15 protein-coding genes are annotated in these 22,832 nt (G+C 64.8%); 7 read left to right on the forward strand and 8 right to left on the reverse strand.

Translation table 11 applies throughout. The features are described 5' to 3' along the window. Positions 1 to 16: 16 nt before the first annotated feature. Complete coding sequence (nirD, locus tag EBB56_RS01595; protein ID WP_124802558.1) at positions 17 to 382, forward strand: nitrite reductase small subunit NirD; 366 nt, start codon at positions 17 to 19, stop codon at positions 380 to 382. A gap of 485 nt (positions 383 to 867) precedes the next feature. Next, a complete protein-coding gene (locus EBB56_RS01600; protein ID WP_124802560.1) occupies positions 868 to 2,271 on the forward strand; it encodes a PhoH family protein in 1,404 nt (467 codons plus the stop codon). A gap of 102 nt (positions 2,272 to 2,373) precedes the next feature. Here the strand turns inward: EBB56_RS01600 and EBB56_RS01605 are convergent, their stop codons facing one another. The 4 genes from EBB56_RS01605 to EBB56_RS01620 all read right to left on the reverse strand — a co-directional run bounded on the left by EBB56_RS01605 (position 2,374) and on the right by EBB56_RS01620 (position 7,161). After that, entirely contained in the window at positions 2,374 to 3,939 is a 1,566-nt protein-coding gene (locus EBB56_RS01605; RefSeq protein ID WP_185696364.1) for a sensor domain-containing diguanylate cyclase, read from the reverse strand. Between the two features lie 186 nt (positions 3,940 to 4,125). Beyond that, positions 4,126 to 4,788, reverse strand: coding sequence for an alpha/beta hydrolase (locus EBB56_RS01610; protein WP_108131499.1), 663 nt, complete (start codon positions 4,786 to 4,788; stop codon positions 4,126 to 4,128). Between the two features lie 114 nt (positions 4,789 to 4,902). After that, a complete protein-coding gene (locus tag EBB56_RS01615; RefSeq protein ID WP_124802564.1) occupies positions 4,903 to 6,672 on the reverse strand; it encodes an SLC13 family permease in 1,770 nt (589 codons plus the stop codon). A 282-nt stretch (positions 6,673 to 6,954) separates the two neighbouring features. Further along, positions 6,955 to 7,161 (reverse strand): cold-shock protein, encoded by a 207-nt coding sequence (locus EBB56_RS01620; protein WP_045994373.1) that lies wholly within the window; start codon positions 7,159 to 7,161, stop codon positions 6,955 to 6,957. Between the two features lie 401 nt (positions 7,162 to 7,562). Here EBB56_RS01620 and EBB56_RS01625 point away from each other — a divergent pair, with 401 nt between their 5' ends. Continuing rightward, complete coding sequence (locus EBB56_RS01625) at positions 7,563 to 9,212, forward strand: FMN-binding glutamate synthase family protein (RefSeq protein ID WP_045994372.1); 1,650 nt, start codon at positions 7,563 to 7,565, stop codon at positions 9,210 to 9,212. A gap of 101 nt (positions 9,213 to 9,313) precedes the next feature. On the opposite strand, the gene EBB56_RS01630 is transcribed toward EBB56_RS01625, so the two are convergent. Beyond that, positions 9,314 to 10,309, reverse strand: coding sequence for a cation diffusion facilitator family transporter (locus EBB56_RS01630; protein ID WP_124802566.1), 996 nt, complete (start codon positions 10,307 to 10,309; stop codon positions 9,314 to 9,316). A 260-nt stretch (positions 10,310 to 10,569) separates the two neighbouring features. Between EBB56_RS01630 and EBB56_RS01635 the strand changes: the two genes are divergently transcribed. Further along, on the forward strand, positions 10,570 to 12,504 hold the full coding sequence (locus EBB56_RS01635; protein ID WP_124802568.1) for an alkaline phosphatase D family protein: 1,935 nt from the start codon (positions 10,570 to 10,572) through the stop codon (positions 12,502 to 12,504). Positions 12,505 to 12,566: 62 nt separating this feature from the next. Here EBB56_RS01635 and EBB56_RS01640 read toward each other — a convergent pair whose 3' ends face one another. Then, positions 12,567 to 13,700, reverse strand: coding sequence for an AI-2E family transporter (locus EBB56_RS01640; protein ID WP_045994370.1), 1,134 nt, complete (start codon positions 13,698 to 13,700; stop codon positions 12,567 to 12,569). Between the two features lie 333 nt (positions 13,701 to 14,033). Here EBB56_RS01640 and EBB56_RS01645 point away from each other — a divergent pair, with 333 nt between their 5' ends. Further along, on the forward strand, positions 14,034 to 14,906 hold the full coding sequence (locus EBB56_RS01645; RefSeq protein ID WP_260425264.1) for an SIMPL domain-containing protein: 873 nt from the start codon (positions 14,034 to 14,036) through the stop codon (positions 14,904 to 14,906). 226 nt (positions 14,907 to 15,132) lie between these two features. Here the strand turns inward: EBB56_RS01645 and serS are convergent, their stop codons facing one another. Continuing rightward, complete coding sequence (gene serS, locus EBB56_RS01650; RefSeq protein ID WP_045994369.1) at positions 15,133 to 16,410, reverse strand: serine--tRNA ligase; 1,278 nt, start codon at positions 16,408 to 16,410, stop codon at positions 15,133 to 15,135. 341 nt (positions 16,411 to 16,751) lie between these two features. On the opposite strand from serS, the gene EBB56_RS01655 reads away from it, so the two are divergent. Together EBB56_RS01655 and EBB56_RS01660 are read left to right on the forward strand one after the other, a co-directional pair. Further along, positions 16,752 to 19,919 carry an FAD-binding and (Fe-S)-binding domain-containing protein gene (locus tag EBB56_RS01655; protein WP_124802570.1) on the forward strand — a complete coding sequence of 1,056 codons (3,168 nt, stop codon included), beginning with the start codon at positions 16,752 to 16,754 and terminating at the stop codon, positions 19,917 to 19,919. 97 nt (positions 19,920 to 20,016) lie between these two features. Beyond that, positions 20,017 to 21,960, forward strand: coding sequence for a sodium:proton antiporter (locus EBB56_RS01660; RefSeq protein ID WP_045994367.1), 1,944 nt, complete (start codon positions 20,017 to 20,019; stop codon positions 21,958 to 21,960). 56 nt (positions 21,961 to 22,016) lie between these two features. Here the strand turns inward: EBB56_RS01660 and trpC are convergent, their stop codons facing one another. Then, positions 22,017 to 22,817 (reverse strand): indole-3-glycerol phosphate synthase TrpC, encoded by an 801-nt coding sequence (trpC, locus tag EBB56_RS01665; protein WP_045994366.1) that lies wholly within the window; start codon positions 22,815 to 22,817, stop codon positions 22,017 to 22,019. Positions 22,818 to 22,832 lie beyond the last annotated feature (15 nt).

The raw sequence follows: 22,832 nt of genomic DNA on the forward strand, positions 1-22,832 counted from the left end.
CCACAAGGAGTTTTCCATGACCGCTTCTTCCATCAGCCGTTCGCTGGACTGGATACCGCTGTGCCAGCGCAGTGACCTGGTGCCCTTCTCCGGTGTCGCCGCCTGGATCGACAGCGCCGAGGGCCCCGCCCAGGTGGCGCTGTTCTACCTGCCCGGGCATAGCCCGGAACTGTTCGCCATCGACCACCACGACCCCATCGCCAAGGCCAATGTGCTGGCCCGAGGCATCGTCGGCGACATCCAGGGAGAGCCAGTGGTGGCCTCTCCCCTGTACAAGCAGCACTTTCGCCTCACGGACGGCCGTTGCGTGGAAGACGACAGCGTCTCGCTGCGCACCTGGGCGGTGGCCTTCGACCAGGACAGGGTAATGATCGCACCCTGAGCGCCGCAGCATTTCGGCCCGGGCCTGTGCGGCACGAAAGCTGGCGGGCTCGGTCCTGACCGTCATCTCGGGGGATACGGCCGTCGCGGCCGAATCGCAGAGGACCGGCCTGGCGTGAGTGGGAAGGTTGACCGAAGAATTGACCTGATAGCGCAGCGTTGACACTTCGCCCTTGCAGCATTTTTGTCATCGTCCATGCTTGACTCAAGGGCACCGCTGGACCGAAACAGGGTCCAATGTAAAGAAGCGCCGTTGGCAGCACGTCTTGCGCCACAGCGGGACAAACTGCAAGTAACGGCCCACCCGCCCAAGGGTTTGAGAACCGATTGAGAATCGGTTGAGAACCGTTTCATGGCCACAGGAGGAGCCTATCGTGTGCAATCCGACACCTTGGCGGCTGTCACATTCCTGACATCGCGCGCTGAGAGTGTCGACATCAAGGCGTCATGTTGACGCCCAAGGTGACAATCAGGAGAGCTGTGCCGATGGTACGCATCGACAAGAAGGCCACCCGACTGTACGTGCTGGACACCAACGTACTGATCCATGATCCCAGCGCCCTCTACCAGTTCGAAGAGCACGAAGTGGTTATCCCCATGACCGTGCTCGAGGAGCTCGACAAGCACAAGAATGGCATCCGCGAAATCGCCCGCACCGCCCGGCAAGTCAGCCGGACCCTCTCTGACCTGACCGCCAACGTCGACATCGACCAGATACGCCAAGGTATTCCCATCACCCGCGTCAGCGGACCAGATGGCCGACTGAGACTGCTCTGCTACTCCGACCTCACCCTGCCCGACAACCTGGAAGACAGCCCCGACAATCGTCTGCTCGGCGAGACCTGCCGACTGCGTCAGGAACGCCCCGACGCCTCGGTGATCCTGGTCACCAAGGACATCAACCTGCGGGTCAAGGCCGCCGCCCTCGGCGTGCCGGTCGAGGACTACCTGACCGATCGCGCCTTCGATGACTCCGACGCCATGACCGACGGTGTCGCTGTGTATGAGGACGCCGGCCGTGGCTTGTGGGACGCCATGGCGCTGGACGTCAAGGTCGAGCGCGACCATGACCGTGTCATCTATCGCCTGAGCGGCGAGATTCCCCAGCACTGGCACCTGGGCATGCTGGTGTCCGACGCCGACAGCGAGGCCAGCTTCGAAGCCATCGTGCGCGAACTCGCCCCCCACCAGGCCACCCTGGAGCTTTTGACCAACTATCGCCACGGCGCCAGCGTCTGGGGGGTACACGCCCACGACAGCCGGCAGAACTTCACCTTGAACCTGCTGATGGACGACGCCGTGGACCTGGTCACGGTGGCCGGTAGTGCCGGCACCGGCAAGACCTTCATGACCCTGGCCGCGGCCTTCCAGCAGACCCTCGATACCAAGCGTTTCGAACGGGTGGTGTTCACCCGAGCGCCGATCTCCATGAGCGAGGACATCGGCTTTCTGCCCGGCACCGAAGAGGAAAAGATGTCGCCCTGGATGGGCGCCTTCCACGACAACATGGACAACCTGCTGCGCGACGAGCATGACGGAAGCTCGACCTGGAACCAGGACGCCACGCGCCAGCTACTGGGCTCACGCGTGCAGATCCGGGCGCCGGGCTTCATGCGTGGACGCACCCTCAACGACACCTTCCTGATCATCGACGAAGCCCAGAACTTTACGCCAAAGCAGTTGAAGAGCCTGATCACCCGAGCGGGACGCAACACCAAGATCGTCTGTCTGGGCAACGTCGGCCAGATCGACACCCCTTACCTCACCGCCAATACCTGCGGCATGGCCGCAGTGGTTCAGAACTTCAAGAACTGGCCCCATGCCGGCCATGTGACGTTAAAAAGCGTCGAGCGCTCGCGCCTGGCCCTGGCCGGCGAAGAGCTGTTGTAGCACCTCCCCCCAACGAAACCAAAGCGCCCCCGCCTGCAAGGCGGGGGCGCTGGCGTTCGGCCCGGAGCTGACACGTTCACTTGTCCCGGTCACTTGTCACGGTCACTTGTCCCGGTTCATGGCCTTCTCGATCAGTTCCTCGGACTCGCTCTTGGGTGTCTTCTCGATCATCTCCTCCGCTTCGGCGTAAAGGCAGACGTAGGTCTGGCAGGAAGCGCAGTGCACCTTTTCATCGGGATTCTTGGTGCTGGGGACTCGCATGTTGTAGCTGCCGCAGTTCGGGCAGGGCTTAGGGATCCGCAGATCTTCGCTCAACGCCATCTCGATCTCCTTGTAGATGGTGGATGATGCCAGGGCCTTGCCCAACGCGAGGTTATCGCGTTCATACTCAGGAAGGAGGCCCTTCAATTGGTTGCGACCGGCACGCTTGGCATCGTAGAGCGCTCCGTCCACACGCCGCATGGCCATGTCGAGACTTTCGTCCTGCCCGACACAGATGGCTCCCATGCTCACTGTTACCTTGAGGGCACGACGGTCGACCTTCAAGGTCGATGCTTCCACGTTGCTTCGAAGACGCTCCAGTATGTCCCAGGCGTCTTCGGCATGAACGTCACCGAGCAGTACCAGAAATTCTTCGCCCCCGATACGCGCCAGCAGGTCATAGGGGCGCAGGCTTAGACGACAGGTATCGGCGAAAGCCTTCAGCACCATGTCCCCAGCGGCGTGGCCGTAGGCATCGTTCAGCGACTTGAAATGGTCAAGATCCAGCATCGCCAGCACCGCTGGCTCGCCACGGCGCCGCAACCGGGCGAGTACCCGCGCTCCTGCCTCGAGGAAGGCTCGGCGATTCATCACGCCGGTGAGGACATCGGTGCTGACCAGCTTGGCGACACGCGACTCCGCCTGCTTGCGCTGGGTCACGTCCAGCAGCAGGCCATCCCAGACCACGGTGCCGTCATCGAATCGCTGGGGCGTGCCCCTGGCCTCGAACCAGCGCTGTCCTTCCGCGACGGTCTCCTGAGCATCACCCAGGGTGATGTCCAGGTGCCAGGGTGTGAGGCTGACCAGGGACTGGGCGAGCGCCAGCGTCAACTGCTCACGCGCGTCTTCGTCCAGCCTGGAAAGCACGACCTCGACGTCTTCCAGGGCACTTTGACGAGACAGCCCCGTCTGGGATTCGAAGCCAGGTCCCAGGTAGTCAAACGACAAGCCTCCCCCGGGCGACTGGCGCAGCCGGAACACCACTCCCGGGAGCCTCGCCATGCGGCTTTCAATGGTGCGGCTCAGTCGCTGAGCTGATGCCGCCTGCAGTTGCAACCGGCTGACGTCGTGCTTCATCAGCATCCAGCGGGCAGCGCACCACGACACCGGGTGGATGCTGGTACCAAGGTGACGTAGACGACCAACCCCGTCACAGGCCACCACGCCTTCCCAGCTCCCGCCTCCCTCGCGACAACGCGCAAGGGCCAGCTCCAGTGTCTCGGCTGCCGTACTGCAATGAACATCGGTCAGGCTCAGCCCCCTGATATCTGCCAGAGACTTGCCCAGTTCATTGCACTGACGAGCGTTCGCCCAGACGATGGTTCCTTCATGGTCAAGCAACAAGGCGGACCCCGGCGCGGCGCCCAGCAGGGCCTCGGCCCCCGACTCCCCGTCACTGACCGTCATGGTCTGTGGGGGTGTGCCACTCTCAGCCTTTGTCTTGTCGCGACGGAAAAACCTCCATACAGACATCACCCTGCATCCCGTAAGCTTTTTCTTAATTTTTTGTACGAAAAAAGCTTAGAAGAACCAGACTTCCTTCGCAGGATGAAAAGTCTCATGTTCGCAGGCTGAGCAAAGCAGCCTAAGGACTCACTGTCCCAGCAGCTCACTCATCCACTCGCCGATATCCCCGATCTGCTGCGGGCAGACCGCGTGAGCCATGGGATACTGACGATAGACGGTGTGATAGCCAAGCTCCTCCAGACGAGCGAAGGCGGCTCGGCCCAGGGATTCGGGTACCACCGGATCCATGCTGCCGTGATGGATTTCCACCCTCAGGTCGCGATTGGCCTCGTTCAGCTCGATCGAGTTCGCGGTGGCAAAGTAGGTGGACATCGCCAGCAGACCACCCAGCGGCTTGTCAAAGCTGAAGGCGGCCTCGTAGGCAACGGCCCCACCCTGGGAAAACCCGGCGAGCAGGATACGTCGGCTGTCGATGCCGGCATCGATCTGGGACTGTATGACGCCCTTGATCCGCTCGGCCGACAGCCGCAGCTGCATCTCGTCCACCCGACGGTCCAGGCTCATCTCGAGAATGTCGTACCAGGCGGGCATGACCATGCCACCATTGATGGTGACCGGCAGGCGCGGTGCATGGGGCAGGATAAATCGGATCTGAGCGTAACCGGGCCTTGGCAGCATGGGCACCACCGGCTCGAAGTCACGCCCATCCGCTCCCAGGCCGTGAAGAATGATCATGCAGGCGTCCGCTTCGCCTCGGGGCTCGATGACCAGCTGGTCGTTGTCGCTCATGGGCAGATCTCAGTCTATGTTGCAAAGCACAACCTCCTAGCCTACCGCAATGCGCCAGAGGGGACGAGCCAAACAGGTGAAGTCACCCGGCTACCGAGAAGCACACAGGGCTTTTTAGAAGGGCCAGAAAAAGGGGGTCAGCACCAGCACCACGACCGCAGTCAGCAGATTCAGGGGGCCGCCGAGCTTGAGGTAATCCTGAACCCGGTAGCCACCGGGGCCCATGACCATCAGATTGGTCTGATAGCCAATCGGGGTGAGAAAACTGGCCGATGCGGCAAACATCACCACGACCACGTAGGGCAAAGGATTGACGCCGAGACTCTCGGCCCCTGCCATGGCGATGGGGAAGGTAATGACCGCTGCGGCATTGTTGGTCACCAGCGAGGTCAGCAGCGCCACCACACAGTAGGTGCCCACCAGCAGCGCCCAGGGACTGTCGCCGACGACACTCAGCAGCCCACGGGCCACCACATCTGCTGCCCCGGACGTCTGCAGTGCGGCGCCCAGGCCAAAGGATGCGGCGATGGTCAGTAACACCTGGGTGTCCATGCCGCGACGGGCACTGCGGACGCTGACACAGCCGCTCAACAGGGCTGCCGTGGCGCCCAGCATGGCGGCGTTCATCATGCTCATCAGCCCGGTGGAGGCCAGCACCACTACCGTCGCCAGGATCGCCCAGGCGCGCAGCGCTCGGTCGAAGGCGGGCCTGGCCTGACCATTGACCTGGCTGATCAACAGGAAGTCCTGAGACTGTCGATGACGTTCGATAAAGGCCGGGCGCGCCTCGAGCAACAGCACATCGGAGGGTTGCAGACGAATCTGCCCGAGGCTACCCGCCACCCTGCGCCCACCACGACAGACCGCCAGCACAGCGGCGCCATAGAGCGTGCGAAAATGGCCATCGCGAATCTTCTGCCCGATGAACTGGCACTGGTCGGAGACTACCGCTTCCACCAGGCGGCGCTCGCGAAACTCCTTCTCAAGATGCGACTCCCCCAGACGGGATGGCCTCAGACCGCGCATCTGCTGCAATTCCACTGCCCCCTCAGTGGTGCCGGCAAAGACCAGGTGATCCCCGCCCTTGAGACGTTCACCCGGCCCCACCACGCTGACCACATTGCCACCGCGTTCGATTTCCACCAGGAAGAGCCCGGAAAGATGCCGCAGCCCGGCCTCTTCGACGGTGCGGTCGACCAGCGGCCCCTGCGGATCCACTTCCATTTCGATGGTGAACTCGCGCAGGTTGGCGAAGGCCTCCTCACTGCCGGGGCGCCTGGACAGCAGACGAGGCGTTACTACCAGCAGGTAGACGACCCCAACCAGTGCCATGGGCACGCCCACCCAGGCGATTTCGAACAGCCCCAGGTGGAGGTCCGGGAAGCGCTCCTGCATCAGCGAATGCACCACCAGATTGGTACTGGTGCCCATCAGGGTGACGGTGCCGCCGAGGATCGAAGCGAAGCTCAGCGGCATCAGCAACAACTGCGGGGCAATCGAGAAGCGACGCCCCCAGCTGATCACCGCAGGGATGAAGGTGGCCACCACCGGCGTGTTGTTGAGCAGCCCGCTGACGGCGGTGACGGGCCACACCAGGCGTGACAAGGCGTGACGTTCGCCGGAGGGGCGTCCCAGCACGTGACGAATGATCAGATCGATACCACCGGTATCACGCAGGCTGGCGACCAGGATGTAGAGGAAGGCGACCGTGAACAAGCCACTGTTGGAAAAGCCGCCCAACGCCTGCTCGGCGTCGATGACCCCAAGGCTCAGAAGCACCACAAGAGCCCCCATCAGCACCATGTCGGGGCCGAGGCGTGTCAGCGCCATAAACGGGAAGACGGCACAGGCAACGGAAAGGGCGATCCAGGCATCCAGCGACATGAGGTGGCCTTGCTGAAGAGAATCAGCCTATTGTGCCTCCCTCACCTTATTCTAAATAGTTACAATGTATTATTTTTTTATCTCTTTCAGGCATATAGACCCTTTACCCTATGCCACAGCGCCTTTGCGAGAGATTCACCTCGTTTACGGATGTCCTTCACCGGCACCCACCCGGGGCGCAGAACGACACATCAGAAACGCAAAAAGGCCCGCCGTAGCGAGCCTTTTCCATGCATCAAGTGCGATGCATCACGCCGCCTGAGCGGCCATCAAGCGATCGACTTAGTCGATGACCTTGATGTTGGAAGCCTGGAGGCCTTTCTTGCCCTGAGTCACCTCGAAGGAGACCTTCTGGCCATCCTGCAGGGACTTGAAGCCGTCGGCTTGAATCTCGGAGAAGTGAGCGAACAGGTCGTCACCGTTGTCGTCCGGAGAGATGAAGCCGTAGCCCTTAGTGTCGTTGAACCACTTGACGGTACCAGTTGCCATGATCGAATCCTCGACTAGCGTATATACATTACCGGGAGATACCCGAGTTGCAGTGGGTAAAACAAGAAACCTTCCCCCGGAACATCGTCGCCAGGATGCTTCGATGACCTCTGAGACGTTCAACTTGCTAACCAACTGCGAGCAGCATGCGCCGTCTTGGCGCTCAGGTCAAACACTATTTGCACTTGGTTACGAGACGATGACGCTTTGCAGTCACCTGCAGCAGCACCTCACGACTTGCCGGCTGCCGCCTTGAGCGCGGCCTCTCTCCCGAGCCATGCCTCCGCCTTTTGCTCCACTGTGCCTGGTCGTCACCCGGTGCCGCGTGCTCTATGCCGGTGACAGGTAATGTGCTTGCATGAGTAAAGAACACAAGAAAACCGTGACTCAGGGAGAACGACATGGCCTCGTACCTTTCACGCCACGCCTCGACCCGCTTCGGCGCCTACTACATCGCCGTCGCCGGCCTGATCGTCAGCCTGCTCGGGCTACTGGCGTCACTATGGTGGCTGACGGGGGTGCTGGCGTTTGGCGCGCTGACCGCGCTGGGCACCTATGACATCGTCCAGCGTCGCCGCACGGTCAGTCGCAACTACCCGATCCTGGCGCATATTCGCTACTTCCTGGAATCCATCGGGCCCGAGTTCCGCCAGTACTTCATCGAGGCGGACACCTTCGAGTCGCCCTTCTCCCGCGAGCAGCGCTCGCTGGTCTATCGACGGGCCAAGAGCACCATCGACAAGAAGCCCTTCGGCTCGCTCCGGGACATGAACGCCCCCGGCTACGAGTGGATGGGGCCATCACTGTCACCGGTGGAGATCACCGATCATGACTTCCGCGTGGTCGTCGGCGAGCATCGCGCCAAGCCCTACAAGGCCAGCGTGCTCAATATTTCCGCCATGAGCTTCGGTGCCCTGTCGCCCAATGCCATCAGCGCCCTCAACGAAGGTGCCAAGCTCGGGGGCTTCTACCACACCACCGGGGAAGGGGCGATATCGCCCTACCACCTGCGCGGCGGCGACCTGGTGTGGCAGATCGGTTCCGGCTACTTCGGCTGTCGTCGCGACGACGGTGGATTCGATCGCGACAAGTTCAAGGAGAATGCCCGTCGTGACGAAGTGAAGATGATCGAGATCAAGCTGTCCCAGGGCGCCAAGCCTGGCCATGGCGGCATCCTGCCGGGGGCCAAGGTGACCGCCGAGATAGCCTCGACTCGCGGCGTGCCCGAAGGCCAGGACGTACTTTCGCCGTCCAAGCACTCCGCCTTCTCCACCCCCTGCGAGATGATCCACTTCATCCAGGAGCTGCGCACCCTCTCCGGCGACAAGCCGGTGGGCATCAAGCTGGCCCTGGGCCATCCCTGGGAATGGTTCGCCATGGTCAAGGCCATGCTGGAATGCGGCGACCGCCCCGACTATATCGTCGTCGACGGTGGCCAGGGCGGCACCGGCGCCGCACCGCTGGAATTCATCAACCGCCTCGGCATGCCGCTCAATGACGCCCTGATCCTGGTCCACAACACCCTGGTCGGCGCCGGCCTGCGCGACGAGATTCGCATCGGCGCCAGCGGCAAGATCATCAGCGCCTTCGACATCGCCCGTACGCTGGCGCTGGGCGCCGACTGGGTCAACATGGCCCGTGGCTTCATGTTCTCGCTGGGCTGTATCCAGGCCCAGAGCTGCCACAACGACCAGTGCCCCAGCGGGGTCGCCACCCAGGACAAGGCCCGCGGCAACCGCCTGGACGTCGAGGACAAGTCGGTGCGGGTGAAGAACTTCCACGCCAACACCAAGTTCGCCCTGTGCGAGATGCTGGAGGCTGCTGGGCTGCATCACCCCAGCGAACTTGGCCCCGAACACATCATCAGGCGCCTCTCCAATGGCAAGGCGCTGCCCTACATCAGCCTGATCGACAGCCTGGCACCCAAGGAGTTGCTGGAGGGCGGCGCCAAGAACCATCCGCTGTATCGTGAGTTCTGGGATCTGGCGGATGCGAACAGCTTCGATGCCCCCTGCGCCCTGCACAGTCTGCGACAGACCAAGCTTCTCTAGTCGCCGGCCATCCTCGCCCTCCCTGCCTCCAGGGGGGGCGGCCACCCGCTCTTCCCTATCGGCTTGCCTTGCGCCTGCCTGACCCCACGCAGTGGTGCTGCTCAGCGATGGTCGACGCAGTCCCCCACATCTTCCAGTTGCATCGTGACATGCTCGATATCGAACCCTTGGGTCAGCACCTCCCGCACTGCCACCAGAGTTGTCTGGTGGTCTTCTCCCGAGCGCACGCCGACGTGCATCGACACCAGATGCCGTCCGGGTGTCAGCGACCAGGCGTGAACATGATGAACGTCGCATACCGCCGGTACCGCCTCGACGACGGCCCGCTTCATGGCATCGATGTCCAGGGATTCCGGAACGCCTTCCAGCAGGATGTGCCCACTCTGGCGCGTCAGTGTCCAGGCATTCCTGAGGATCAGCAGCGCCACCAGCACCGACAGCAGCGGGTCGATCGGCGTCCATCCGGTCGCCATGATCACCAGCGAGGCAACGATCGCCGCAACGGAACCGAGCAGATCGCCCAGCACGTGCAGTGCAGCACCGCGAATATTCAGATTGTCGCGATCGCCGCCGTGAAGAATCACGAAGACCACGATGTTGACCAGCAGTCCCGCCACCGCCACCGTCAGCATGACAGGCCCCAGCACCTCGACCGGACTCAGCAGGCGGCGGACCGCTTCGATCGAGATCCAGACCACGATGGCGATCAGGGTCAAGCCGTTGACGAAGGCGGCGAGGATCTGCACCCGGTCATAGCCAAAACTGCGGGCGTCGTCGGCAGGTCGCTTGCTGAGGCGGGCGGCAAACCAGGCCAGCACCAGGGCAGCGCTGTCGGTGAGCATATGGCCGGCGTCGGCCAGCAGCGCCAGCGACCCGGAGACAACACCTCCGATCACCTCGGCCACCATGAAGGACGCGGTCAGCAGGATGCCCCAGGCCAGCCGACGCTGGCTGTCGGTGTGTACATGGCCGATGCCATGGCCATGGCGGTGCGCGTCATGGCCGTGGGGATCGTGCCGATGCTTGTCACGCTCAGCGTGCTGGTGAGCAGGGCCGCCCGCTGTGGCGCTTTCGGTCGTTCGATGTTCATGAGCCATGGGAGTCTCCCGGGAAGACGCGTTCCTCATCCTTGATGCTAGCATTTGCCAGGTGCTGACCCGGACCACTCGCGCAGCCAGGTCAAGACCAGCGCTACCAGACCAGTCAGCGCAACGGCCACCTCGGGAACAGTCTGCAAGGCATACGCCGGCGCTCTGGCCTCCTTGCCGCTTACCGTTGATACTCTTGATGTATTCGCCATGCGCGAGGTCTCCCCCCGTAAAGGGGCTTACCGACAGCGAACCGACACAGGACCGCCATGACCGACACCGGAACGTCTCCCGACGACCTTCCCGCTATCCTCGCCGGCCCCATCCTGCGACGCTTGAGTCCCGAACGTCTGCGCATCTGGCTGGTGGCGAGCCGTCCGCTCAGCTTGACCCTCGAGCTGTCACCCAGTGGCGAGTCACCGCGCCGACAGCCGCTTGGTGAGGACGATTACCGGCTGGTGCCACTGGGCCGCCATGCCCTGCTCTACCTGATCGATGCGCCGCTGGATGAGCCTCTGCCCCAGGACACCCGGATCGACTACGACCTCAAGGTGACGGGCGAGCGCGAAACCTCACTCGGCGAGCTGGCGCCTCATCTGTGCCATGAAGGGCACGAGACGCCGGCATTCGTGCTGGCATCGAGCCACCGACGCCTGCTGCATGGCTCCTGCCGTCGTCCTCACTACGATGGCCCGGACGGCCTGGCCCATCTGGACAGCTGGCTCGCCCGGCGTCTCGACTGTCCCGAACAGTGGCCGGCCTGGCTGTTGATGACCGGCGACCAGATCTACGCCGATGACGTCGCCGGCCCCTTGCTGGTGGCGATACACGCGCTGATCGAGCGCCTGGGGCTGTTCGACGAGACCCTCGAGGGCTCGACCATCGACGACAGCCAATCGCTCTACGCAAGCCCCTTCAGCTACTATCGACGCGAGGAGTTGCTGCCCGATGTCAAGAGCTCGGCGGCCCTCAAGGATCGCTTCTTCGGGGGCGTACGCAAGCCGGTGTTCACGTCGGCCAGCGCCGCCAATCACCTGATGACCTTCGCCGAGATGGTGGCCATGTACCTGCTGGTCTGGTCGCCGACGCCGTGGCGCCTCATCGAGTGCCAGCCTCCTGCGCTTGAAGAAAAGCGACGAGAGACCTACGACGACCAGGCCCGGATCATCGACGACTTCGTCGCTACCCTGCCTGCCGCCGCCCGCGTCATGGCCCAGTTGCCGAGCCTGATGATCTTCGATGACCACGACGTCACCGACGACTGGAACCTCACCGCGCAGTGGGAAAGCACGGCTTACGGCCACCCCTTCTCCAAGCGCATCATCGGCAATGCCTTGCTGGCCTATCTGCTGTGTCAGGGCTGGGGCAACGCCCCCGAGCGGTTGAAGACACCGCTGGACGAAGCCCAGGCGCTGTTGAGCGACGCCAACGATAACCAAGGCTGGCTCGACAAGGATCAGCAGGATGCCTGTCTCGAGCGCCTATTTCGCTTCGAGGGCTGGGAATTTCAGGTGGAGGGCAGTCCACGCCTGGTGGTGCTGGATACCCGCACCCGACGCTGGCGCAACGGGCGCAAGCCCGAACGACCATCCGGCCTGATGGACTGGGAGGCGTTATCGGAATTTCAGCAGGAGTTGATCGACGCGCCGTCGGCGGTCATCGTCTCTCCGGCGCCGATGTTCGGGGTCAAGCTCATCGAGACCATCCAGAAATTGTTCACCCTGGCGGGCAAGCCGCTGCTGGTGGATGCCGAGAACTGGATGGCCCATCGTGGCGCCGCCAGCGTGATGCTCAACATCTTCCGCCACTCGCGGACCCCGGGGCACTACGTCATCCTGTCTGGCGACGTGCACTACTCGTTCGTCTACGACGTGCGTATCCGTCACCGGCACCAGGGCCCGATGATCTGGCAGATCACCTCCAGCGGTCTCAAGAACTGCTTTCCCGACACCCTGCTGGATACCTTCGACCGGCTCAATCGCTGGCTTTACTCGCCACGCTCGCCGCTCAACTGGTTCACCCAGCGCCGGCCCATGGCGGTGGAGCCCAGGGACCCGGACCGCGCCAAGGCCGGAGAACGCCTGTGGAACGGGCCCGGCATCGGTCTGGTCACCCTGGCCGAGGACGGCAGCCCCGAGGACATCCGTCAGCTCGACGCCCGCGGCATGGAGGTGGTGTTCCCACCGCCCGAGAAGGCGCCATAACCCCGTCCTTGGCTCGCTTGCGTTCGAGTGGTCCGTATCGCTGGCTTATGCGCCCGGTCGGTTTACTTGCGCTGGACCGATTCGACCTTGCGTTTCAGCTTGCTCATGCGAGCACGCTCGGCCAGTGGCCGGCTGGCGTCCTCCACCGGGCCACCCTTGGCCGGTCCCAGCAGGTGGGCCATCCAGCGGGTCTGGGGGTGGCTGTCGAGGGCGATCTTCAACGTCATCGTCAGCACCACCGACAGCAACATGCCGGTGACCCCGAAGATCCAGCCCCATACCACCAGCGACAGGAAGGCGACGAAGGTGGACAACCCCAGCGCCCGCCCCATGACACGCGGTTCGACCAGATTGCCCATGACGAAGTTGATCGACAGATAGGCAAGGCTCAGCAGCAGAGCATCGCCCATGCCCCCGTCCGGAGACACCAGCACCAGCAGCACCGCCGGCACCGCGGCGATGGCCGAACCGATGTTGGGGATATAGTTGAGCGCAAAGGCCAGCACCGCCCACAGCAGCGGGAAGTCGACCCCCACCAGCAGACAGGCCACCCACACCAGGGCCCCGGTGACCAGGCTGATCACGGTCTTGACCGCCAGGTAACGCTTGAGGGTGTGGCTGAACTCGTTGAAGCGCTCGAGGCTCGGGGCGGGGTTGGCCAGCGCCCGGGATATCTTGTCGCGGAAGTTCAGGGTCTCGAACAACATGAACATCACCAGCAGCGCCACCACGACACTCTGCATCATCAGATTGCCGAGCTGGCTGAGCAGTGCCGGAAGCCATTCGCCAAGCTTCTGGGTGTCGAGAAACCCGGCCAGCCGCTGGGTGTCGATGGCAAGCCCCATGCTGGCCAGTCCATCGAGCAGGCGCAGGTAGTATTCGTAGAGCTTTTCCTCGATCCCGGGCAAGGCCTCGGCAAAGGTACCGACACTATTGGCCAGCAACAGCGCCAGCAGGATCAGCATGCCGCCGATCACCACCAGCGTGACCCATACCGATAGTCTCAAGCCCAGCCCCCGCTCGTGCAGCCACTGCACCGGGGCGGTACACACCACCGCGATGAACAGCGACAGCAGCACCGGCACCAGCAGGTCTGCCCCCGCGCGCATGCCGGCGACGATGACCACCAGTGCAGCCAGGGCCAGCGTCAGGTTCAAGGGGAGCCTGCGCTCCTGCGCCTCGACTTCATCTTCCATGGACGGTAGCTCCTCTCGTTAACCAGCCGTCGGCTCGACGGCGTTGTCGGCGCCATCATGCCCCGCCAATCGTTTCAGCACAAAGAATCATGGCACATGGCGCAACATTGCCAATGTTCCGTGTATCACTCCGGCGACATTGGCCGGCCCAGGCTCAACCATGCAAGGATCGTGGAGACGCTTGAGATCCGGGAACGTCTCGCCAGGGACACCGTCCCAGTCAGTAGGCCCTGGCCGGTGCGGGTACCTGTCAGACTTGTCCGCGACGCGCCCCCTGTTGTTTGCCCTGTTGTTTGCCCTGTCGTTCATCCCCCACGTTACAAGGAGAATCCGATGTCACTCGCCACTCCCTCCGCCCGGTCACGGGCGATGCCGAGCCTTCGCCTGCGCCACCTCCACCGGCTGGCGACAGTGGGGCTCGGCCTGGCGCTGGCTTCTCTGGCCGCCACGCCCTCCCTGGCCGCCGAGTCACCCACGCCACGCTATCTGGATATCCAGGCCCAGTCAGAGCTCAAGGTCGCTCCGGACGAGGCGACCTTGAACGCCCGACTGTGGGAGCTGACACCGGCCATCGCCCAGGAAAAGGACAGTGGTGACCACGGCCAGGCCCTGGCTGAGGCCCGCCAACGCCTGGAGGATCGTGCCGCCGAGCTGATCTCGGCGCTGGAAGACGCGGGTCTTTCCCGCGAGGCGATCAACGCCGGATCGCTGCGGGTACAGCAGGAGATGCTGCATCAAACACGCCAGGGCAATGACAACCCCATCCCCATGGTACGTACTCGCCTGGAGCGTCCGGTGACCCTGGCGATCAGCGATCTCGATAGCCTTCCAACCCTGCTCGACGCCCTGACCGAAGCCGGCGTCAATGCACTGGACGGCGTCAGCTACGATCTTGCCGACCGCGACGCGGCCAGCGACCGCGCACTGACCCAGGCGCTCGAGCGCGCCAGAGCCAAGGCCGAACTGATGGCGGACGCCCTGGGAGTGGAGCTCGGTGAGGTGATCCATGTCAGCGAGACCAACGCCCCGGTGTTTCAGCCACGCATGATGGCGATGCGCGCCGACATGGCCGAAAGCGGCGGCAACGCCGACTACAGCCCCGGCAGCATCACCATCGACGCCGGTGTCCAGGTCCGCTGGGGGCTGGCCGAGGCAACCGCGGATATCGATCAGGATCGTCAGCAGGTCCCGGCTGCGCCGCAATGACGATAACGGCGACGTCAGCCCGACGGCCATGGCACCGGTGGCCAGCGAGTCGCACCCGCCCAACGGAAAGCGGCCGGGGTCCGGTGCCATATCGCCTAAGCCCGTGACGTAAAAAGCCCGTGACGCAAAAGCCCCGGTGGTCGCGACCACCGGGGCTTTTGCTTTTGCTTGTGCTTAAGCAAGGGCTTGAGCAAGGGCAAGCGCGCCCGCCCCTCTCAAGGACGGATCAGACGTTGATGCGCTCGACCCCGCCCATATAGGGACGCAGCACCTCGGGAACGGTGATGGAGCCGTCCTCGTTCTGGTGGTTTTCCATCACCGCGATCAGGCAGCGGCCCACCGCCAGGCCGGAGCCGTTGAGGGTGTGCAGAAGCTGCGGCTTCTTTTCACCCTTGGCACGGAAGCGCGCCTGCAGGCGGCGTGCCTGGAAGTCCTCGCAGTTGGACACCGAGGAGATCTCGCGGTAGGTGTCCTGGCTTGGCAGCCAGACCTCGAGATCGTAGGTCTTGGCGGCGGAGAAGCCCATGTCACCGGTGCACAGGGTCACCACCCGATAAGGCAGCTCGAGTGCCTGAAGGATCGCCTCGGCGTGGCCGCGCATTTCCTCCAGCGCCTCGTAGCTTTTGGCCGGATCGACAAGCTGCACCATCTCGACCTTGTCGAACTGGTGCTGGCGGATCATGCCGCGGGTATCGCGACCGTGGGAACCTGCCTCGCTGCGAAAGCAGGGAGTATGGGCGGTCAGCTTCAACGGCAAGGCGCCAGCGTCGACGATCTCGCCACGCAGCAGGTTGGTCAGCGGCACCTCGGCAGTCGGGATCAGGTGGAATTCGCGCTCGTCATCGAGCTTGAACAGGTCCTCGCCGAACTTGGGCAACTGGCCGGTGCCGTAGAGCGAGTCACGGTTGACCATGTAGGGCACATAGCACTCTTCGTAGCCGTGCTCCAGGGTCTGCTTGTCGAGCATGAACTGGGTCAGGGCGCGGTGCAGACGGGCGATCGGCCCGCGCATCACGGCGAAGCGGGCGCCGGTCAGCTTGGCGGCAACCTCGAAGTCCAGATCGCCCTTCTTGGCTCCCAGATCAACGTGATCCCTGACCTCGAAGGCGTACTCGCCGGGGTTGCCCCAGCGCGACACCTCGACGTTGTCGTCTTCGCTTGCGCCTTCGGGCACGCTGGCGTGGGGCAGGTTGGGGATCCCCGCAGCGATGTCTTCCCACTGGCCCTGCACCTCGGCCAGCGCCACCTTGGCGGCGTCCAGGCGCTCGCCCAGGTCACTGACCTCGTCGAGCAGCGGCTGGATATCCTCGCCGGCGGCCTTGGCCTTGCCGATCGCCTTGGAGCGAGTGTTGCGCTCGTTCTGCAAACGCTCGGTCTCGGTCTGCAGCTCGCGACGGCGGGATTCCAGCGAGCCAAGCGCCTCGCTGTCGAGAGAGTAACCGCGGGTGGCCAGTCGTTGGGCGAGCGTATCGAGGTCGCCGCGCAGCAGTTTCGGATCGAGCATGGAGTCTGGTCCGTCGCCTGAGTGAAAAGAACATGTCGGATGCGGAAGGCGTCACCTGGGGGCGTGCGTCACCATCGCCAGCGTCGGACGCTGCTCTCGGGCCCCACCGTGAGGACAGCCGAAAAGCGCCCCGCTGGTGTGCCCTGGGACCACCCTCCGCGCAGGCGACACATTGTAGGCAAAAGCGAGAGGCGGCGCCATCGACCGGGGGCGAGCGCCGGCTTCTCTCGCGATCGGGATGCACCTACCCCCCGAGACGCGGTAAAGTGGACGCCCTCCCATTCTCCTGCCCTGTCGATAGCGCCAGCCGCGCCGCCGCGGGGCCTGTATCGACCGAGACCATGATCGCACCACTGCCCCTAGCTGATGCCGCGACCCCACTGGACCAGCACTACGTCGACTTTCTCAAGGCCCTGAAGGCGGAAGGTTTCGAGGGCGAAATCGCCCCGGACTACGCCAGCCGCACGGTGCTGGCCACCGACAACTCGCTCTACCAGCGTCTGCCCCAGGCGGCGGTGTTTCCGCGTCATGCAGCTGACCTCGAGCTGCTCGGCCGGCTCGCCGGGCGCGAAGCCTTCCGCAAGGTGGCCCTGACACCGCGTGGTGGCGGCACCGGCACCAACGGCCAGTCGCTGAGCGACGGCCTGGTGGTGGACGTGTCCCGGCACATGAACCAGATCCTCGAGATCGACGTCGACAACCGCCGGGTGCGGGTCCAGGCCGGGGTGGTCAAGGACCAGCTCAACGCCGCCTTGAGGCCCCATGGGCTGTTCTTCGCACCGGAATTGTCCACCTCCAACCGGGCGACCATCGGCGGCATGATCGCCACCGACGCCAGCGGCCAGGGCAGCTGCGAATACGGCAAGACCCGCCACCATGTGCTCGAGCTCGACAGCGTACTGATCGGCGGCGAGCGCCTGATCAGCGCCGCGGTCGACGAGGACGAACTCGAGACCCTGTGCGCCGAGGACTCGGCCCGGGGCCGCGCCTATCGCGCCGCCCGCAAGATCATCGAGCAGGAGCGCGAGCGCATCGAGGCGATCTTCCCGCCGCTCAACCGCTGCCTGACCGGCTATGACCTGGCCCACCTTCGCGACGACGACGGCCGCTTCAACCTCAACAGCGTGCTGTGCGGCGCCGAGGGCTCGCTGGCGCTGACCAACGAGGCGGTGCTCAACGTGCTGCCGATCCCGCGCCACTCGATCCTGGTCAATGTGCGCTACCCGAGCTTCATGGCGGCCCTCGCCGACGCCAAGGCGCTGATGGCCGGCGGCTCATCACCAGAAAAGCCGCAGGCGCTTCGCCCCACCTCCATCGAGACCGTGGACGACAAGGTGCTGAAGCTCGCCATGGAGGACTTCGTGTGGGACTCGGTGGCTGAGTTCTTCCCGGTGGACAACGGCCCGGCCATCGAGGGCATCAACCTGGTGGAGTTCAACGACGACGACCCCGAGCGCCTCGAGGCCCGGGTCGACGCCTTCTGCCGGGGACTCGAAAGCGACACCAGCGTCACCCGCCTGGGCTTCACCCAGGCCATCGGCCGTGACGCCATCGGTCGGGTCTACGCCATGCGCAAGCGCTCGGTGGGCCTGCTCGGCAACGTCAAGGGCGAGAAGCGCCCGCTGCCCTTCGTCGAGGATACCGCGGTACCCCCCGAGCACCTGGCCGACTACATCGCCGAGTTCCGCGCCCTGCTCGATGCCCGAGGGCTCGAGTACGGCATGTTCGGCCACGTCGACGCCGGAGTGTTGCATGTGCGCCCGGCGCTGGACATGAAGGACCCGCGCCAGCAGGCGATGATCCGCGAGATATCCGATGAGGTGGCGGCGCTGACCCAGCGCTACCACGGCCTGCTGTGGGGGGAGCACGGCAAGGGCGTGCGCTCGGAGTACGCCCCGGCCTTCTTCGGTGAGCTCTACCCCAGCCTGCGACGCCTCAAGGGTGCCTTCGACCCGCACAACCAGCTCAATCCCGGCAAGATCGCGACGCCGCTGGTGGAGACCGACGAAGCGGCCGACAGCCAGCCCAAGTCCGGCGCCAGCCAGCCCAAGCCCGGCGCCAGCCTCAGCGACCCAGGCCTGCTGGCCATCGACGCGGTGCCCATGCGCGGCGACTTCGACCGTCAGATCGACGAGCGGGTATGGCAGGCCCACGCCGACGCCGTCTACTGCAACGGCAACGGCGCCTGCTACAACTATGATCCCGACGACGCCATGTGCCCGTCGTGGAAGGCCACCCGGGATCGTGTGCACTCGCCCAAGGGCCGCGCCAGCCTGATGCGCGAATGGCTGCGCCTGCAGGGGAAGGCCGGCATCGACGTGGTCGAGGAGTCACAGCGCAAGAAGGATGAGACCGCGCTCGGCTGGCTCGCCCACCTGCCCCGCCGCGCGCTCAACAGCCTGCGCGGCAAGGACGACTTTTCCCACGAGGTCTACGACGCCATGGCCGGCTGCCTGGCGTGCAAGTCCTGCGCCGGCCAGTGCCCGATCAAGGTCAATGTCCCGGCCTTCCGCTCCCAGTTCCTCGAGGTCTACCACGGACGCTACCTGCGACCGCTGCGCGACTACCTGATCGGCGGGCTCGAATTCCTGCTGCCGGCGCTGGCGCCACTGGCCCCGGCCTACAACGCGGCACTCGATAACCGCCTGGTGGACCGGCTGATGGCCCGCGGCCTCGGCATGGTCGACAGCCCCAGGCTGTCACGCGCCCGGCTCAAGAAGCAGCTCAAGGCCTGGGGCGTGGCCGAGGCCACTCCGCTGACGCTGGGACGCCTCAGCGAGCGCCAGAAGGCGCGCAGCGTGATCCTGGTGCAGGACGCCTTCACCAGCCACTTCGAAGCCAGACTGGTCGCCGACGTGGTGGAGCTGCTGTCGCGCCTCGATATCCGCGTCTTCGTCGCGCCCTACAAGCCCAACGGCAAGCCGCTCAACGTCCAGGGCTTTCTCGGCGCCTTCGAGCGCACCGCCCGCAAGCGTGCCCGAGAGCTCTCCACCCTGGCCGCCAGCGGCGTGCCGCTGGTGGGCATCGACCCGGCGATGACCCTGACCTATCGCCAGGAGTACGTGAAGGCACTGGGTGAGCAGGCGGTGCCTGAGGTGCTGATGCTGCAGGAGTGGCTTTTGAGTCTGGGCGCCTCGCTGGTGCCCTCGGGACTCGACCTGAGCGAGGAAGCCCCCTTCCAGCTGCTGTCCCACTGCACCGAGAAGACCCAGGCGCCGGGCAGCCCCAAGGCCTGGCAGCAGTTGTTTGAACGCTTCGGGCTGCGCCTGGCGCCGCTGCCTTCGGGCTGCTGCGGCATGTCCGGCACCTACGGCCACGAGGCACGCAACCTTACGACCTCGCGTACCATCTACGCCCAGTCCTGGGAACCGGTGGTGCAGGAGCACGGCGGCAGCGGTCGCCTGCTGGCCACAGGCTACTCCTGTCGCAGCCAGGCCCGACGTTTCTCCGACAGCCAGCTGCCGCATCCGCTACAGGCGCTGCTCGGCGCACTTCGTCGGGCGAGCTGAGTCAGACCATCGTTGACGCCTATGATGGCGATGGTTTGCATGATCGACGCCGCGTCAGTACGCTGCGCGGCTTTTCCCGTTTCGGAGTCGACCGACCATGGAGCATGCCGGACTCACCCTGGCGGCCGTTGGCCTGCTGGCGCTGGGCTCACAGTGGCTAGCCTGGCGCCTCAAGGTCCCCGCCATCCTGACGCTGTTGATCGCCGGCATTGCCGCAGGCCCGGTGACCGGCCTGCTCGACCCCGACGCCCTGTTCGGCGAGCTGCTGTTCCCGCTGGTGTCGCTGGCAGTGGCGGTGATCCTGTTCGAGGGTAGCCTCACCCTGAACTTTCGCGAGCTGGGAGGGCATGGCCGCACGGTGCGCCGCCTGGTCACCTGGGGAGCCCTGATCACCGCTCTGTGCGGAGCGCTGGCCGCCCGCTGGCTGCTGGGCCTGAGCTGGGAGATGGCGAGCCTGCTGGGGGCGCTGCTGGTGGTCACCGGCCCGACGGTGATCCTGCCGCTGCTGCAGACCCTGCGGGCCCGCGAGCACCTGACCCAGATCCTGCGCTGGGAGGGCATCCTGATCGACCCGGTGGGCGCCATCGGCGCGGTGCTGGTCTACGAATTCGTCGCCCTGGGCTCCGGCACCCAGGCACTGCCGCATACCCTGATGCTGTTCGCCCAGACCGCGTTGATCGGCTTCGGCTTCGGCGTCGCCGGCGGCTATCTATGGGGCCAGGTACTGCGCCAGCACCTGCTGCCGCAACGGCTGCACAGCTTCGGCACCCTGATGACCATGCTCGGTCTGTTCACCCTGTCCAACACCCTGTTTCACGAGTCCGGCCTGTTGACGGTGACGGTAATGGGCGCCTGGCTCGCCAATATGCGTGGCGTGCCCACCCGACCGATCATCGAGTTCAAGGAGACCCTGTCGATCCTTCTGATCTCGGGTCTGTTCATCCTGCTGGCGGCACGTCTGACGGTCGAGCAACTGGCACTGCTGGGCTGGCCGGCCTGGGCCTTTCTGGCGGTGCTGTTGCTGCTGGTGCGTCCGCTGGCGGTGTGGCTGTGCACCCTGGGCAGCGGCCTGGACTGGCGCGAGAAGAGTCTGCTGGCGTTCATCTCGCCCCGCGGCATCGTCGCCGCCGCGGTGGCCTCGCTGTTCGCGCTGCGGCTGGAAGAGATCGGTGTGCCCGGCGCCGACCGCCTGGTGCCGGTGACCTTTCTGGTGATCATCGCCACAGTCGTATCCCAGAGTCTGCTGGCCCGTCCGCTGGGCGACTGGCTGAAGGTGCGCCGTCCCTCGGCCCACGGCGTGCTGATCATCGGCGCCAACCCGGCGGCCCGGCAGATGGCCCACTGTCTGCGCCAGGCCCGGCTCGGCGTGCTGCTGACCGACTCGAGCTGGGACGCGGTGCAGGCCGCCCGCGCCGAGGGGCTCTCGGCCTACTACGGTGACCCGCTGTCCGAACACGCCGCCCAGCATATGGAGCTGAGCGGTATCGGCTACCTGATGCCGCTGTCGCCCTACCGAGAGCTCAATGATCTGGCCGCGCTGCACTTCGAGCATCTGCTGGGCCAGGGCCAGGTATTCCGCCTGGCGGTCAACCTGGGGCGCCAGGCCCGGCGCCAGCACGCCACCGCCATCGAGCATGTTCCCTACCTGTTCGGCCGCGAGATGACCTTTGCCCAGCTCTCGAGCCTGGTGGAGCGTGGGGCTCGCTTCGAGGTCGAAAGGCTCGACGAAGCACCCCGCTCACGGGCGCTGCTGCGCGCGAGCGGCGACAAGCGTGCAAGTGGAGAAAGGGGAGAAAGGGGAGAAAGACGCCCAGGTCACGTCCACAGCACAGACACCCGGCAAGCGCCCCTCCAGGCCAAGGACGTCGCCAGCGCGAGACGTCAGGGGGCTTTCCCCGGCGACACCGACTCGGCGCCGCTGATCTGTGTCGGCACTTCAGGGCGGCCGCGCATCGCCACCGCCGACGCGCCGCTGACACCACGCAAGGGCGATCATGTGATCCGCCTCGTCATGCCAGACCGGCAAAGTAGTCGGAAATAAAAACACCTCGGGCCGGTCGATGACCGGCCCGAGGTGTCTTCAGGCGAGTACAGGACTTAGAAGAACAGTCGCCGCAGGGCCTCGCCCGGATCTTCTTCGCGCATGAAGGCCTCGCCCACCAGGAAGCCGTGGACGTCGTTCTCGCGCATGCGCAGCACATCGTCTCGGCTGTGGATGCCGGACTCGGTGATCACCGTGACCTCGGGCGGAATCCGCGGCAGCAGTTCCAGGGTGGTCTCGAGTCGGGTATTGAAGGTATGCAGGTCGCGGTTGTTGATCCCGACCAGATCCAGATCGAGCGCCAGCGCCCGCTCCAGTTCCTGGGCGTCGTGGACCTCCACCAGCACGTCCATGCCAAGCTCGCCAGCCTGCTGGTGCAGGTCGCGCATCTGGGCGTCCTCCAGGGCGGCGACGATCAGCAGGATGCAGTCGGCGCCGATGGCCCGCGCCTCGCTGACCTGGTAGCCGTGGACGATGAAGTCCTTGCGGATCACCGGCAGGCTGCACGCCTCGCGGGCGGCAATCAGGTAGTCCTCATGGCCCTGGAAGAAGTCAGCGTCGGTCAGCACCGAGAGGCAGGCCGCCCCACCCCGGGCGTACTGAGCGGCGATGTCGGCCGGGCGAAAGTCCTCACGGATCAGCCCCTTCGAGGGTGACGCCTTCTTGACCTCGGCGATCACCGCGGCGTCGCCGTCGCGGATCCGCTCGGCCAGCGAGATGACGAAACCGCGCGGTGCATCCTGCTCTCGGGCACGCGCGAGCAGCGCCTGTTCGCTGACCTGGCGGCGTCGGCTGGCGACCTCCTCGTCCTTGCGCTCGAGGATTCGCTCGAGGATCGTCGGGGTGGCATTGGCCATGTTGTGATTCTCCTT

Source organism: Halomonas sp. YLB-10 (assembly GCF_003856855.1).
GTDB classification, from domain to species: domain Bacteria; phylum Pseudomonadota; class Gammaproteobacteria; order Pseudomonadales; family Halomonadaceae; genus Halomonas; species Halomonas litopenaei.

Excerpts from the sequence above, each read along its gene's own strand:
- serS (WP_045994369.1), bottom strand. The coding sequence starts at position 16,410 with ATGCTCGATCCGAAACTGCTGCGCGGCGACCTCGATACGCTCGCCCAA.
- EBB56_RS01600 (WP_124802560.1), top strand. The coding sequence starts at position 868 with ATGGTACGCATCGACAAGAAGGCCACCCGACTGTACGTGCTGGACACC.
- EBB56_RS01620 (WP_045994373.1), bottom strand. The coding sequence starts at position 7,161 with ATGGCAACTGGTACCGTCAAGTGGTTCAACGACACTAAGGGCTACGGC.
- EBB56_RS01635 (WP_124802568.1), top strand. The coding sequence starts at position 10,570 with ATGACCGACACCGGAACGTCTCCCGACGACCTTCCCGCTATCCTCGCC.
- EBB56_RS01615 (WP_124802564.1), bottom strand. The coding sequence starts at position 6,672 with ATGTCGCTGGATGCCTGGATCGCCCTTTCCGTTGCCTGTGCCGTCTTC.
- EBB56_RS01610 (WP_108131499.1), bottom strand. The coding sequence starts at position 4,788 with ATGAGCGACAACGACCAGCTGGTCATCGAGCCCCGAGGCGAAGCGGAC.
- EBB56_RS01640 (WP_045994370.1), bottom strand. The coding sequence starts at position 13,700 with ATGGAAGATGAAGTCGAGGCGCAGGAGCGCAGGCTCCCCTTGAACCTG.
- nirD (WP_124802558.1), top strand. The coding sequence starts at position 17 with ATGACCGCTTCTTCCATCAGCCGTTCGCTGGACTGGATACCGCTGTGC.
- EBB56_RS01625 (WP_045994372.1), top strand. The coding sequence starts at position 7,563 with ATGGCCTCGTACCTTTCACGCCACGCCTCGACCCGCTTCGGCGCCTAC.
- trpC (WP_045994366.1), bottom strand. The coding sequence starts at position 22,817 with ATGGCCAATGCCACCCCGACGATCCTCGAGCGAATCCTCGAGCGCAAG.
- EBB56_RS01605 (WP_185696364.1), bottom strand. The coding sequence starts at position 3,939 with ATGACGGTCAGTGACGGGGAGTCGGGGGCCGAGGCCCTGCTGGGCGCC.
- EBB56_RS01630 (WP_124802566.1), bottom strand. The coding sequence starts at position 10,309 with ATGGCTCATGAACATCGAACGACCGAAAGCGCCACAGCGGGCGGCCCT.
- EBB56_RS01645 (WP_260425264.1), top strand. The coding sequence starts at position 14,034 with ATGTCACTCGCCACTCCCTCCGCCCGGTCACGGGCGATGCCGAGCCTT.
- EBB56_RS01660 (WP_045994367.1), top strand. The coding sequence starts at position 20,017 with ATGGAGCATGCCGGACTCACCCTGGCGGCCGTTGGCCTGCTGGCGCTG.
- EBB56_RS01655 (WP_124802570.1), top strand. The coding sequence starts at position 16,752 with ATGATCGCACCACTGCCCCTAGCTGATGCCGCGACCCCACTGGACCAG.